This window comes from Kordiimonas sediminis, assembly GCF_014656395.1.
Taxonomy (GTDB): Bacteria; Pseudomonadota; Alphaproteobacteria; order Sphingomonadales; family Kordiimonadaceae; genus Kordiimonas_A; species Kordiimonas_A sediminis.
In genome coordinates this window covers 650,747-665,322 of sequence record NZ_BNCI01000001.1, presented here as the reverse complement: position 1 = coordinate 665,322, position 14,576 = coordinate 650,747, and the positions used below count along the sequence as shown (strand labels likewise).

At 51.7% G+C, this 14,576-nt stretch carries 12 protein-coding genes, 1 tRNA gene and 1 pseudogene; 6 read left to right on the top strand and 8 right to left on the bottom strand.

From position 1 onward, the window contains the following. Positions 1-59: 59 nt before the first annotated feature. The 5 genes and pseudogenes from IE181_RS14735 to IE181_RS02955 all read right to left on the bottom strand — a co-directional run bounded on the left by IE181_RS14735 (position 60) and on the right by IE181_RS02955 (position 2,523). Complete coding sequence (locus tag IE181_RS14735; RefSeq protein ID WP_373308356.1) at positions 60-185, bottom strand: antA/AntB antirepressor family protein; 126 nt, start codon at positions 183-185, stop codon at positions 60-62. 53 nt (positions 186-238) lie between these two features. Further along, a complete protein-coding gene (locus IE181_RS02970; protein WP_229819111.1) occupies positions 239-394 on the bottom strand; it encodes a hypothetical protein in 156 nt (51 codons plus the stop codon). 51 nt (positions 395-445) lie between these two features. Next, positions 446-552, bottom strand: a pseudogene (locus IE181_RS14730) (hypothetical protein); the annotation flags it as partial. Positions 553-608: 56 nt separating this feature from the next. Beyond that, positions 609-2,348, bottom strand: a complete 1,740-nt coding sequence (locus IE181_RS02960; RefSeq protein WP_191250057.1) for a site-specific integrase — start codon at positions 2,346-2,348, stop codon at positions 609-611. An 88-nt stretch (positions 2,349-2,436) separates the two neighbouring features. Beyond that, positions 2,437-2,523 (bottom strand) — tRNA-Leu (locus IE181_RS02955). 244 nt (positions 2,524-2,767) lie between these two features. Between IE181_RS02955 and IE181_RS02950 the strand changes: the two genes are divergently transcribed. Beyond that, a complete protein-coding gene (locus tag IE181_RS02950) occupies positions 2,768-3,706 on the top strand; it encodes a DapH/DapD/GlmU-related protein (protein ID WP_191250056.1) in 939 nt (312 codons plus the stop codon). Between the two features lie 4 nt (positions 3,707-3,710). Further along, complete coding sequence (locus IE181_RS02945) at positions 3,711-4,259, top strand: DapH/DapD/GlmU-related protein (protein ID WP_191250055.1); 549 nt, start codon at positions 3,711-3,713, stop codon at positions 4,257-4,259. Here IE181_RS02945 and IE181_RS02940 read toward each other — a convergent pair. The 3 genes from IE181_RS02940 to IE181_RS02930 all read right to left on the bottom strand — a co-directional run bounded on the left by IE181_RS02940 (position 4,256) and on the right by IE181_RS02930 (position 6,384). Beyond that, entirely contained in the window at positions 4,256-4,951 is a 696-nt protein-coding gene (locus IE181_RS02940; RefSeq protein ID WP_191250054.1) for a GNAT family N-acetyltransferase, read from the bottom strand. The two genes, IE181_RS02945 and IE181_RS02940, sit on opposite strands and share 4 nt — an antisense overlap. Beyond that, the gene (locus IE181_RS02935; protein WP_191250053.1) at positions 4,948-5,454 is read right to left on the bottom strand and encodes a MarR family winged helix-turn-helix transcriptional regulator; all 507 of its coding nucleotides are present in this window, start codon (positions 5,452-5,454) and stop codon (positions 4,948-4,950) included. The genes IE181_RS02940 and IE181_RS02935 overlap by 4 nt, the downstream gene beginning before the upstream one ends. Positions 5,455-5,553: 99 nt before the next feature. Next, complete coding sequence (locus tag IE181_RS02930; RefSeq protein WP_191250052.1) at positions 5,554-6,384, bottom strand: undecaprenyl-diphosphate phosphatase; 831 nt, start codon at positions 6,382-6,384, stop codon at positions 5,554-5,556. A 356-nt stretch (positions 6,385-6,740) separates the two neighbouring features. Between IE181_RS02930 and IE181_RS02925 the strand changes: the two genes are divergently transcribed. The 4 genes from IE181_RS02925 to queG all read left to right on the top strand — a co-directional run bounded on the left by IE181_RS02925 (position 6,741) and on the right by queG (position 14,538). Beyond that, complete coding sequence (locus IE181_RS02925; protein WP_191250051.1) at positions 6,741-8,195, top strand: NAD(P)-dependent oxidoreductase; 1,455 nt, start codon at positions 6,741-6,743, stop codon at positions 8,193-8,195. Between the two features lie 75 nt (positions 8,196-8,270). Beyond that, entirely contained in the window at positions 8,271-12,779 is a 4,509-nt protein-coding gene (gene gltB, locus IE181_RS02920) for a glutamate synthase large subunit (RefSeq protein WP_191250050.1), read from the top strand. Positions 12,780-12,831: 52 nt separating this feature from the next. Beyond that, positions 12,832-13,500, top strand: a complete 669-nt coding sequence (locus IE181_RS02915; RefSeq protein ID WP_191250049.1) for a glutathione S-transferase family protein — start codon at positions 12,832-12,834, stop codon at positions 13,498-13,500. Next, positions 13,501-14,538, top strand: a complete 1,038-nt coding sequence (queG, locus tag IE181_RS02910; RefSeq protein WP_191250048.1) for a tRNA epoxyqueuosine(34) reductase QueG — start codon at positions 13,501-13,503, stop codon at positions 14,536-14,538. The last annotated feature ends 38 nt before the right edge of the window (positions 14,539-14,576 follow it).

Below are 14,576 nucleotides of genomic sequence, written 5' to 3'. Positions count from 1 at the left end.
GCTTCCTCCCCTAGGGCGCGGTGGAATTGAAAGATTGTCTAATTTCTGTTTCTTTATAGTCAATTAGCTATGTCTAAGGTGAGGGCGTAGTCTTTACGTGGTCGGCCCCTGCCTCCATTTTTACTCAGAAATGAGTGAAAGTCGAAACCCTCTTCAAAAGTGTGGTTCTCAAGACGACGACCGATCCAGTCGTTGAAGGAAGCGCCTACACCAAGAGCCTCATGAAGCTCCCTTGCGTCTACTGTGTGGGGAGTAGGCCCAGACCAAGTGCTTTCGCAAAAGTGTCTGGTAGGTTATCAACGCCACGTTCCTCAGCAACACGCTCACGAAACCCTTTTTCGACTTCAATAAAATACCTTCTGATTTCATGGCCCCGCTCAGTGCCGGACATCATGGCGATGTGCTTAGCCGTGTCTAAGGTCAGTAGGTAGTCCTGACGGGGACGTCCCCGTCCTTTAATTTTTCCCTCCGGGGAAGAAAATCGAAACCCTCAGTAAAGCCGGGGACTTCAAGGATGTTTCGCTTGGCCCATGTCGTGAAGTATTCCTTCACACCAAGTTTCTCATGAAGCTCTCGGGCATCCACTGCGGGAGTGCTTAGGGTGGGGGTTAATCTGCTATGTACAGGTGGCTCAGGTCTATGTCTGGATACTGAACCTTTGCAAGGTGGGGCAATAGGTAGCTGGTCTTGAAGCCTGAGCCGTAGGTGTCGGCTACGTCATCAGCGTTAAGGTTAGCTGCTCTGTAGTCTGCTGCCCGACCACCTAACGCCTGTGCTTCAGCGGTACCATGCAATCCTGCGTGTCTTAGCGCATCTTGAAACGTATGCCTGAAAGAATGGAACTTCAGCCCGTTACGCTTGATGCCTATGGCTTCTAGATGTGGCATAAACCAGTCAGACAGATAGTCACCATATTTGCCGTTAGCATCCTGCTTCGACTCTGGGAACAGCATTATCTCTCCTGCTGCCCTCTGCTTGGCTGCAAACTTCAGGAAGCCCATACGGATGAGTTCAGGGTGGACAGGTACAGGCTGCTTTCGGTTCTTGGTCTTGAAGCGTCTGTCTTCCCCTTCATCTGCCTCAAAGGTGATAGAGGGAGTGCCATCAAGGTCTTTGATGTCAGTGACACGGATGCCGCAAGCTTCTGAGCGTCTGAAGCCTTGGAACAAAGCAATCAGAGGAGCCCAGAAGTATGAGGGCTTTTCAGGGAGGCTGCTAGGTGTACTCCAAGGGGCTTGCTTAAAGAGTGTCTGTAGGTCTGCTGCTGTAAAGGGCTCTCTGGGGTCGCCACCAAAGCCTCTGTTGTCGGACCTGTTCTTGAACGGGTTAAACCTTATCAGGCCATCTGACACACACATATCAAAGAAGGGCTTGATGGTGCTGAGGTAGGACTTGTTCACTGTTGCTGAGGCAAGCGTTGGCAAGTTCAGTTCCTCTGCTGTCTCCACACATTCAGCAAGGGTCAGACCTCTCAGCACTTTGAGTTTCTTTCTGTTCTGAGGCAATCCTTGCAGCAAGCCAAAGACCTCCCTTGCCATTTGTCCCGTAATCTCCGCTACAGGCTGACTTTCTCCAAAGGCAAAAACAAGGAAGTCCAGAGCAGCGTTTACAGAGTTAACAGTGGATTTGGTCCAGTTGTCTTTGTGGTCGTCCTTATACTGCTGAATGGCTTTACCAAGTGTCGTCTTGGTAGTCGTGCCACTAGCTGTATCCACTGAAGCTGACGCCGCTTGAATGGTCTGCTGGGTAGCTAGTAGCTCGGTCAAGATGGTGTCCTCAGGAGCCTTGAAGCTGCCCTTGAGCCTAGCCACTACTTCCTCTTCCCTTGCTATCCATGCTCTGAGGATAGTCTGACTAAGGCGGTAGTAAGTGTCGGTATCAGGGGAGACCTTGAAGCCGTTACGTCTGAGTAGACCATTGATAATAGGCTTGACTGTGGAGTAATCATTTCTTCCTAGACAACTATATTTACTGTCGAGTGACTTCTGGATGTCCGCTAGGAAGGCGCTGTGCTGTGCTTCAGAGTGACCTAAGGGCTTCACATTCATCTGGTAGAGGTCTGCGCTATCATGCGCCCATTTCCCTGCAAGCATGCTTATATGCTCTGGGGTCAGGTCTACAGGCTGATTCGCTTCAGCTTGCGCCTTGGCATGTCTGGCTTGATCAACCTTGTCATAATACTCTTGTGCAATCAGTAGCGCCTTGCGCTCTGCCCGTTGCATATCATCTGTGCCAGTGGAACGTTTGAAGCTTTCGCCTACGGTGAAGCCTGAGAGACCTGTAGGATATCGCCTTCTGTAGACGATCTTGCCATTGGTGGAGCGCTTTAGGTATTGCTTTTCAGCCACTATATCTGACCCCGTATGTGTACCCGATTTGTGTACCATGTGGTCAGAAAACCCTACAATATCAATGATTTCAGTGACTTGTGATATATGGTGCCCAGAAGAGGACTCGAACCTCCACTCCCATACGAGAACTAGCACCTGAAGCTAGCGCGTCTACCAATTCCGCCATCTGGGCAACCGAAAATTAGTGAGCGGGGTATACCCTGTTGCCTGCACTGCGTCAAGCACAGGATTGTCAGTTTTTCAAATTTTCCTGCCGTGCCTTGATCTATCAAAGAAACCCTATAAAACTTGCTTGTGAAGTTTACGTATCTCCGCAACTGTTGCGCGGTCTTTATACTTTGGTATCATCTCAGCTGAAACGCGAACAGGGGCACTGGGCAATTGTGACAAATCCTATTCAACAAAGAAGTTTTCGTTTGTCAGACGTTCTGCAGGCAATGGACACAATGGGTCATGCATATCAGGTTGTTGGCGACCGCGATGACATCCCGCGTGTGTTTGCTAGTATCAGAAACCCGGTAGCCAACGGAATATATTTTCTGGATGGTATCACGCCCCCGTCAGAGGCCAGTGGCTCATTATTTCTTGTCCGGTCCGCCGACTATGATACGGCAGGCGGGGCGGCGCTGGTGGTTGATAATCCGCAGCTTCGTTTTTACCAGTTGATGCGGTTTTTCTATGCGTCCGGCGATGCCTCGTCCGGCATCCACCCCACTGCGATTGTTGACCCGGATGCTGTCATTCATCCGGCCGCGTATATTGGGCCTTACTGCGTGATTGGCAGAGCACATGTTGGGGCGGGTGTGAATTTACATTCGCATGTGACGATTTTTGATGGGTCTGTTCTTGAAGACGGCGTGACGATTGAACCCCATTCGACGATTGGAGCAACCGGCGTGGCCTGGGCCTGGGATGCAGAGACGAACACACGGGTTCGGCAGCCGCAAATCGGTGGTGTGATCATAGGTGCCGGTAGTTTTCTTGGCAGCGATGTGTCTGTTGTGCGCGGTTCGGTCAATGAAGATACGGTAGTGGGTGAAAACTGCGTTATTGCCCACGGCAGCAAAATTGGTCATGGCTGCCGGATTGGAAATGATGTGCATATGGCCAATAATATCTCGATTGCCGGGAATGTGGACATTGGCGACCAAAGCTTTTTGGGTGCGGGGTCAGTGATCAGGCCGCAAGTTCGTATGCATAGCGGGACTATTCTAGGCGCAGGGGCTGTTCTTGCCAGCCATACAGATGAGCCGGACGGAGTATGGGTCGGGGTCCCCGCCAAAAGGCAGGAACAAAAGAAACAGCGTCTAAGCGGCGTGCCGCAAAATCAGGGCGATAAGCAAATAAAGGCATAGGACAATGACAAATTCAATTATTGCAGAAACAGCAACACTGGGTGCCGGGGTTAAAATTGGCAGATTTTGCATCGTTGAAGACGGTGTGACGCTTGGGGATAATGTCGTTCTAGAAGATTATGCCATGGTGCAGGCTGGTTCTGTAATTGGCGCAGGGTCAAAAATTGGCACCTATACAAAGGTTGGTAAGAATGTGCGAATGGGGCAGGATTGTTCCTTCACATCTTTTTGTGAAATACGGGATGACTGTAAGCTAGGGGACAGGGTGACCATGGGCAGCCGGGGAACGCTTTCTGCGGGTACGGTCGTTGGGAATGACGTTGTCATGAAGTACGCCTTTGTAGTCACGGACACCCCGGATCTGAATAAAAACGATGAAAAATCAGTCGGTTGCCTTGGTGATAACAGCAAGTTCGGGGCAAGTGTTGTGATCATGCCGTCCGTGAAAATCGGTGCAAATGCCGAGATCGGTGCCTGCTCCCAGGTCCGCAAAGATGTCCCTGACAATGAAGTCTGGTTTGGTATTCCGGCAAAATATTATCGCGATGCCTAACAGGCAGTGATGACAGCCAGATTAACGTCACAGCGCAGTCTAAAGCCAAGATGCTTATAAAGGCTGATCGCCCCGGTATTGGATGCATAGGTGTGCAGAAAAGGTGTCTCTCCCCTTTGCTGCATTTGCTGTGCCGCATGTTTTATCAGGTGCGTAGCAAGGCCCTGACCCCGATAGTCCGGATGCGTGCAGACGGCAGTTATTTCGCTCATGCCCGGTATTTTCAAACGTTCTCCTGCCATGGCAATTAGCTTACCGTCACGTTTGATACCGCAAAAGTTGCCCATTTCATGTGTTCGGGTGAAGAACGGCCCAGGTTCCGTCAGTGTAGCGAGTGCTAGCATCTCAGCCGCGTCAGAGGTCGTGAGCGGTATAATCTCAGATGATGCACGGGTGTTCAGTGAGGCTTCTCCATCCAGTATCATCTGAACACCAGTGTCGGTTTTCTCGGTAAAGACGGTGTCCGGCAGGTGAATGGGGTCCTTTTGCATCAAAAGGAACTTTCTGTGTGGGTGGGAATTCACCAATTGGCTGAGGGCATTCAGGCTTGCCGCACTATCATCTTTGCTTGCAATGAAGGGGGAGACATCTTCCTGAAAGGTCAGAGCTAATTCTGATCCTTCTGCAAAGCGGGCATGACATGTCTGCAGACTGTGCCAGATCAGGCGGTTCATGGGGGTATCGTTGGTCATGACGGTGCCTTATCCAGGGGGTGTTTGTTCATTCTGGCAAATAGGCTTGATGCTTCGATATTTTGTTCAATTCTATCAAGGGCGATCAGGATATCGGTGGTTGGATCGCCTTCTGTGCAGATGTCCCGCACCCCTTTTTCAATATGTCGCCACAGCGTTTCCTTGGATGTTGCGATAAGGTGCTCCCCATCTTTTGTAAGGGTGACGAATTTCTGACGCTGATCGGCTGTGCCTGTTTTGATGGACACCAGCCCTGTTTTTTCCAGCTTGGTAACCATGCGGGTGACACCGGGCTGGGATATGCCGATGGCGTCAACCAATGCGCCAATGGTCATATCGCCGTCCCGGTCCAGTGCGGCCAGAAGAGGATACTGGGCTGATGTAACAGGCAGATTTAATACATCTATTGCCAGTTGAACATCCGACTGCAGTTTGTCGCCAAGGCGTTTCAGGCGGGTGCCAAGGGTTAGGTATCCAAAGTCGCGTATCAGGTCGGCGGGCATATCCATACTCCATTTACATACCTTGATATATAACATGGCATGTAAAAAAATCAAGAGGGTCTAATCAGGGGAGATGATCGTGTGGTAGTGGTGAGATGATTAAATGACGCCAGCACCAATCAGGCCAAAAAGCAAAAGGCCAAGACCCACGCGGTAAACCACGAAGATGGTCATACTGGCGGTGGCAAGCCAGCGCATCAGAAAATGTATAGCTGCGAGGGCTGCAATACAGGATAATCCGCCAGCTATAAGGGCATCACCCCATAAGACAGCATCGCCAGCATCGATCATGTCCTTGACGGCTAGGGTTCCTGCCCCGGTGATCGTCGGGATTGATAAAAGCATGGAAAACCGGGCGGCATCTGTGCGTTTAAAACCTAGCCCGCGCGCGGCTGTCATGGTAATGCCAGATCTGCTGGTGCCTGGGATCAGGGCCAGTATCTGGCTCAGCCCGATAATGAGAGCGCCTCTGAGCTTCAGATCAGAAAGGTCGCGATCATGAGGAAATTTCGTGTCTGCCCAGTATAGAAGAACGCCAAATACAATGGATGTGGTCGCAATGACTGTCGCGCTTCTTAGGTGCTGAATGGCGCCCGTTGAGGATAATATAAAGCCCGCAATAATGACCGGGATTGTTGCCAGGATCAGTAACCACAGCATACGGGGATACTCAGACCCTTCCACCGCGCGGCGCGCCGGCGTAATTCCTACTGCCCCCAGCGTGGCCAGCGTAAGACCTTTTGTGTCTTTGAAAAAATAGGCAAGAACAGCAACCAGTGTGCCCATATGGACGGCAACATCCATCAGCGTGCCCTGATCTTCCATGCCCGTCAGGGTAGGGAGCAGGATCAAATGTCCTGATGAACTGATGGGAAGAAACTCTGTTATGCCCTGAATCAGCGATAACAAGATTATCTGAATAATGCCCACAGACTGATTCTCCCCAAATGCATCACAAACGGTGTGTCTTTCCTATACCAGACCTGATTCTGAACAGATAGATGCAATAAAGTACAGTTATAGTACTAAAAAGAAGAGTTTTTCTTCCATGATCTTCTGAGGAAAAGGTTTTATCGCATTTAATGTGGCAGTATTACTGACTTACTTTGAATATTTTTGATGAAATCCATTTTTTTCTCCCCTATAGTCGCCGAAGTTTACTGCTGTGGTTCGTCATATCCAGACAAGGACAGGCGATTTCTGATCCAGATACGCTGCCAGATACTCTGAAAGACATATGCGGTAATCGAATAGCTACGTGCGATATTAGAATGAAGGAAGTTCCTATGGCTGATGACATGCTTAAATTCGTCTCTATCGAGCAAAAAATGCCTGACAAGCGTTCGTCTCAGGACCGGGTGCAGGATTTTTCCGAAATTTATGACGAATTTATCCCTGCTGCTGCAAAAGAGCAGGCAAGCAGGTGTTCGCAGTGCGGCGTTCCCTACTGTCATATTCATTGCCCTCTGGGGAATAACATTCCGGACTGGTTGCGCCTGACGGCTGAAGATCGTCTCGAAGAAGCATATGAACTGGCTACATCAACCAATAATATGCCGGAAATTTGTGGCCGTATTTGCCCACAGGACCGTCTGTGCGAGGGCAACTGCGTTATTGAAAAGGATTTCAATTCTGTCACCATTGGTAGTGTCGAAAAATATATCGTCGATACCGCGTGGGATAATGGCTGGGTGAAGCCAATCACGCCAAAGCAGGAAAGAGCAGAAAGCGTTGGCATCATTGGCGCTGGCCCTGCAGGGCTTGCGGCAGCAGAGGAACTGCGTAAGGCAGGCTTTCAGGTACATATATATGACAGGCATGACCGTGCGGGCGGCCTTTTGGTGTACGGTATCCCTGGCTTCAAGCTAGAGAAGACAGTGGTAGGGCGCCGCACAGGGCGGCTTGAACAGTCAGGTATTACCTTTCATCTGGATTTTGAAGTCGGCAGAGATGCAACCCTTGGCGAGTTGCGGGAGAAGCATAGCGCGCTTTTGATTGCGACCGGTGTGTACCGTGCCCGTTCACTGAAGGCACCGGGCGTTGGTTTGCGCGGTATTCATGAAGCACTGGACTATCTTATCACGTCGAACAAGGTCGGTATGGGCGATACGGTTGCGGCCTATGAAAATGGCTCCCTGAATGCGGCCGGAAAGAATGTTGTCGTCATTGGCGGTGGTGATACTGCCATGGACTGTGTGCGCACCGCCGTTCGGCAGGGGGCAAAGTCGGTTAAATGTCTTTACCGACGTGACAGGGACAATATGCCCGGGTCCGTCCGCGAAGTGAAAAACGCCGAGGAAGAGGGCGTTGATTTTGAATGGCTATGCGGTCCAGAGGCGTTTATTGGCGATGAGACAGTAGAGAAAGTCCGTGCCTATAGAATGCAGCTTGGTGCCCCCGATGCAACAGGCAGACAGGCGCCAGAGCCAGTGCCGGATAGTTCTTTTGATCTACCAGCGGACCTTGCCATTCTGGCGCTTGGGTTTGAGCCGGAAGATCTGCCTGCCTTGTTCGGTGCACCGGAATTGCGTGTAACCCGCTGGGGTACGGTCATGGCAGATCATTCGACCCTGATGACCAATCTGCCGGGTGTATTTGCCGCGGGTGATATTGTTCGCGGAGCCTCCCTTGTGGTGTGGGCCATCCGGGATGGTCGGGACGCAGCAGAGCAGATCACAAGCTATCTGAATACTAAATCGTCAGAGAGTGCAGAAGTCGCCGATATGGAAGCGGCTGAATAAACGACAGCGCCTGAGCCCTTTTGTATCAGGCAGCGCCACTCTCCTTAGATAATTATTATGAATGAGTAGAAGACAATGACATTTCAAAACGACCATATTCCTGGACCTGTTGGTTTATATTCCCCGGATGAAGAGCGTGATGCCTGCGGTGTAGGACTTGTTGCTGCCATTGACGGCAGACCTACACGGGAAGTTGTCCTGAAGGGGATTGAAGCACTGAAGGCAATCTGGCACCGCGGTGCGGTGGATGCTGACGGCAAAACCGGTGACGGTGCAGGGATACATGTTGAAATCCCGCAAGAGTTCTTCAAGCAGCATGTGCGAGCAACCGGGCACGAACCCATAGCCGGACGTCTGGCCGTTGGCATGGTTTTTCTGCCCCGTGTTGATCTGGCTGCACAGGAAACATGCCGTACAATTGTAGAAGGGGAAATTCTACAGTTTGGCTATACGATCTACGGCTGGCGTCAGGTACCGGTTGATATTTCTGTGATCGGTGAGAAGGCCGAGGCAACCCGCCCGGAGATTGAGCAAATCATGATTGCGAACTCCAAGGGGGTTGATGATGAAACCTTCGAACGGGAGCTTTATATCATCCGACGCCGGGTAGAGAAGGCTGTCATCGCGGCACAGGTAGGCGGCTTTTATATTTGTTCCTTCTCCAGCCGCAGTGTGATCTACAAAGGTCTGTTTTTGGCAGAACAGTTATCGACCTTTTATCCGGATTTGCAGGATGAAGGATTTGTGTCCAGCTTTGCGATTTATCATCAGCGCTATTCGACAAATACCTTCCCACAGTGGTGGTTAGCACAGCCGTTTCGCATGCTTGCCCATAATGGGGAAATCAATACCATTCGCGGCAATTCCAACTGGATGAAAAGCCATCAGATTAGAATGGCGTCGATCGCGTTCGGGGACCGGTCAGAGGATATTAAGCCGGTTATTCCAAACGGTGCATCAGACAGTGCGGCCCTTGATGCCGTGTTTGAAGTGATGGTCCGCGCAGGCCGGTCTGCGCCCATGGTTAAAACACTGCTTGTGCCAGAGGCATGGTCGAAGAAAAGCACACTGCCGCCCGCGCACGAGGCAATGTACACCTATACAAACAGTGTGATGGAACCGTGGGATGGTCCTGCGGCGCTTGCTGCTACGGATGGCCGCTGGATCATTGCGGGGCTGGACCGTAACGGTTTGCGTCCGATGCGCTTTACCCTGACAACGGACGGCTTGCTGATTGTCGGATCAGAGACGGGTATGGTTGTCATTGATGAAGAACGGGTTCGGGAGAAAGGCCGTCTTGGGCCGGGGCAGATGATTGCCCTCGATCTGCAGGAAGGGCAGTTTTATCATGACCGCGCTATCAAGGATAAGCTGGCTGCATCCCAACCATTTGAGGAATGGGTAGACGATATCAAGTCCATTGAAGACCTGCCCAATTACCGTGGCCCGGAACAGCAGACCTTTAAAGCCGAAGAACTACGCAGACGGCAGACAGTCGCCGGGATTACCAATGAAGATTTGGAAATGATCTTGCATCCGCAGGTCGCCACAGCCAAAGAAGCCATTGGTTCCATGGGCGATGATACGCCGCTTGCGGTTCTGTCGAAGAAATACCGGAACCTTAGCCACTATTTCCGGCAGAATTTCTCGCAGGTGACAAATCCGCCGATTGATAGCCTGCGGGAACACAGGGTCATGAGCCTGAAAACACGTTTTGGTAACTTCGCAAACGTGTTGGACGAAGGTCATACCCAGGCGGACGCACTTGTGTTTGAAAGCCCGGTACTGACCAATCGTGAATGGGGTGCGTTGCAGCAGCATTTTGGGGCAGAATCGCAGGTTATTGACTGTACCTTTGACGTGGGTGGCGGTCAGATGGCGCTCAGGGAAGCGCTGGACCGGATCAAAAGCGAGGCAGAAGACGCCGTTCGGGAAGGCAGACGCCATTTGTTCCTGACGGACGAATGCATAAATGATGACCGTGCGCCTATCCCCATGATTCTGGCAACGGGCGGTGTGCATACGCATCTGGTGTCGCGGGGTCTGCGTACCTTTACCAGCCTGAATGTGCGGTCTGCGGAATGTATGGATACCCATTATTATGCCGTCCTGATCGGGGCGGGTGCTACGACTGTTAATGCGTATTTGACGCAGGACGCCATTGCAGACCGTCATGCAAAAGGTCTGTTTGGGGATATATCGCTTGAGGCCGCGATCATTCGGGCCCGTGAAGCCATTGATCAGGGCCTTTTGAAGATCCTCAGTAAAATGGGTATCTCGGTAATCTCCAGTTATCGTGGCGGTTATAATTTCGAGGCGCTTGGTCTGTCGCGCGCACTTGTTGCGGAATTTTTCCCGGGCATGCCGTCCAAGATTTCCGGCATTGGTCTTGCGGGTGTGCAGCAGAAAATTCTGGAGCAGCATGAGAAGGCATTTAAATCAGAGGTGGTTTCATTGCCGATCGGCGGCTTGTACCGGTTCCGTCGGAATGAAGAGGTTCATGCGTTTGACGGCCAGTTGATTCATATGCTGCAAACCGCAGTTGGCAGTGACAATTATGCCAAATATCTAACCTATTCAAAGGGGCTACATAGCCTGCCGCCAGTTAATTTGCGGGACCTTTTGGATTTCAAACGGCCTGATGAACCCTTGCCGCTTGAAGAGGTGGAATCGATCACGGAAATCCGGAAACGCTTTATCACGCCGGGCATGTCTCTTGGCGCTTTGTCGGTTGAAGCTCACGAAACGCTGGCCATTGCCATGAACCGTATTGGGGCGAAATCAGTCTCTGGTGAAGGCGGCGAAGACACTAAACGTTTCACGCCGTATGAAAATGGTGACAATGCCAATAGTCCGATCAAGCAGGTTGCCTCTGGGCGGTTTGGCGTGACGGCAGAATATCTGAATGCCTGCGAAGAACTGGAAATCAAGGTCGCACAGGGTGCGAAACCGGGTGAAGGTGGCCAGCTTCCCGGTTTTAAGGTTACGGATATGATTGCACGGTTGCGGCACTCTACACCGGGTGTGACGCTGATTTCACCGCCGCCGCACCATGATATTTATTCAATCGAGGATCTGGCCCAGCTTATCTATGATCTGAAACAGATCAATCCGCGGGCGAAAGTATGCGTCAAGCTTGTTTCCTCTGCCGGGATTGGCACGATTGCAGCAGGTGTTGCGAAAGCCCATGCGGATGTGATCCTGATATCAGGGCATTCAGGCGGCACAGGCGCAAGCCCGCAAACCAGCATCAAATATGCAGGTACCCCGTGGGAAATTGGCCTTGCCGAGGTTAACCAGGTTCTGACTTTGAATGGATTACGGCACCGTGTAACTCTGCGTACAGACGGCGGAATCCGTACGGGCCGCGACGTGGTGGTCGGGGCCATACTCGGCGCAGAAGAATTTGGCGTTGGTACTGCCTCTTTGGTGGCGATGGGCTGCATTATGGTGCGGCAATGTCATTCAAACACATGTCCGGTCGGTGTATGTACGCAGGACGAGGCACTTCGGAAGAAGTTTACGGGCACAGCAGACAAGGTAGTGAATCTCTTTAGTTTTATCGCAGAAGAGGTACGTGAAATCCTTGCCGAGTTGGGCGCGAGCAGCCTGAATGAAATTGTTGGCCGGACCGACTTGTTGCATCAGGTCAGCCGCGGTGCGGATCATCTGGATGATCTTGACTTGAACCCGCTTCTTGTGCAGGTGGGTGGCCGGAACCATCAGGCAATCTGTACGCTTGAGGGTCGTAATGAAGTACCGGATTCGCTGGATGCACAGATGCTTCTGGACGCAAAAGCCGTCTTTAGCCGCGGTGAAAAGATGCAGTTGACCTACAGCATTCAGAATACGCAGCGTGCGGTTGGGACCCGGTTCTCGTCTGAGATAACCAACAGATTCGGCATGACAGGGCTGAAACCCGATCATGTGACGGTTCGTCTTCGTGGCTCGGCCGGACAGTCGCTCGGTGCCTTTGCGGTACAGGGTCTGAAGCTGGTTGTGGCCGGTGATGCCAATGATTATGTCGGCAAGGGCCTGTCGGGTGGTACAATTGTTGTACGCCCCAGTAACCGGTCTGGGATCACGGCACGCTATAACACCATTATCGGTAATACGGTTCTTTACGGGGCTACGTCAGGATATCTGTATGCGGCGGGACAAGCGGGCGAGCGATTTGCGGTTCGTAATTCCGGCGCAACCGTTGTCGTCGAAGGGTGCGGGGCCAACGGCTGTGAATATATGACGGGCGGTCTTGCGGTTATTCTGGGCGATGTTGGTGAAAACTTTGGTGCCGGCATGACCGGGGGCATGGCGTTTATCTATGACGAAAATAACAGTTTCGCATCTAAGGTAAATGATGACACGGTCATCTATATCCGGCCAGAGCCTGGGCACTGGACAGAAACACTGCGCACAGAGATTGAACGCCATGTACAGGAGACCGGCTCCCGCTGGGGGGCAACTATTCTGTCTAACTGGGATGCCAAACTTGGCAACTTCTGGCAGGTGGTTCCACGGGAAATGCTTGCCCGTTTGGAACATCCGGTAACGGTAGAGGCGGACGCCGAAGCACTTTCCGCGTAATAAGTGTAAACACATGGTAGCTTTTCTGATGCAATATCGGTAAAAAGCTACCATGCCTACACTGTATCACCATTGGCTTAGTCCTGCCGCCCGTTTTATCCGTGTTATTCTTGCAGAAAAACGCGTTGATATTGATTTGCGCGAAGAACGGGAATGGGAACGCAGGCCTGCTTTTCTGGCTTTAAACCCTGCGGGCGAAGTGCCTGTGCTGGTTATGGATGACGGCAAAGCCTATTCAGGCACCAAGGCAATCGCAGAATATCTCGAAGAAGCGATCCCGGAACCGGCACTGTTGATTGGATCAGTGGATGAGCGGTATGAAATTCGTAGATTGATAGGGTGGTTTCATACGAAGATCGGTACGGAAGTAACGCGGCTTCTGGTTAGCGAAAAGCTGCATAAACGGATTTACGGCATTGGCGTACCTGATTCGACCGCCGTACGCTGTGCGGCCCACAATTTGAAAACGCACATGAAATACATCACCTATCTGGTGGCAGACCGTAACTATCTGACTGGGAAATACTTCACCATGGCAGATGCGGCTGCAGCTGCGCATTTATCTGTGATTGACTATTTTGGGGATGTGCACTGGTCTGACTGGCCAGAGGTAAAAGACTGGTACATGCGGGTAAAGTCGCGCCGGTCGATGCGGTCCCTTCTGCAAGACCGCGTCCCTGGTATCCGGCCGCCTGTGCACTATGATAATGTAGATTTCTGAATGTCTGCGGCGCAGTACAAAAGCCGAATTACAGAAAAAGCGAAAGAGCTGGGCTTTGATACCGTCGGGTTCACTGTGGCCCGCATGGGTGACGGGCATGTAACGGGTCTGCGCGAATTTATCGCGGAGGAACGATACGGAGATATGCAGTGGATGGCGGAACGGCGCCACCACCGGGAACAGCCCCAAAATCTTTGGCCGGACGCTGTTTCTGTTATTGCACTTGGGCTGAATTATGGGCCGTCCCACGACCCGTTAACCCTTCTGGACTATCCTGACTATGCCAATATATCGGTTTATGCGCGGGGTAAGGACTATCATGATATTGTTAAAAAGAAGCTGAAAGCCCTTGGCCGCTGGATGGCGCAGGAGTTCACCTGTGATCTGAAAGTTTTTGTTGATACGGCCCCGGTGCCGGAAAAGCCGCTGGCAGCACAGGCGGGTCTTGGGTGGCAAGGCAAACATACTAATGTTGTCTCGCCTGACTTTGGAAGCTGGCTTTTTCTGGGGGCTATTTATACAACACTCGCACTTGATCCGGATACTCCCCACCGGGACCAGTGCGGATCCTGCAGGGCGTGCCTGGATATATGTCCGACAAATGCTTTCACCGCCGAACGAAAAATTGATGCCAGGCGCTGTATTTCCTATCTGACGATTGAACATAAAGGCATGATTGACCCGTCTTTTATGGAGCAGATGGGTAACAGAATATATGGCTGTGATGATTGTTTAGCGGCCTGCCCCTGGAACAAGTTTGCTAAGCGGGCAAGTGAAAGTGGATTTCATGCGCGCGCCGAGCTTGGGGCACCGCCGATCAAGGACCTGCTTGATCTGGAAGACGCAGACTTCCGGACAGTTTTCTCGGGCAGTCCAATTAAACGCATTGGCCGCAACCGATTTATTCGCAATGTACTTGTGGCTGCCGGCAATAGCGGGGATCGGTCACTTTTGCCGAAGATTGAGCGATTGTGTGCTGACCCGGATCCCGTGGTTGCTGAAACGGCCTGCTGGGCACAGAAGCGGTTGCAAGACTAGCTGCTTTTTTGAGTTTGATATGAAAAGGGCGCGAAAAT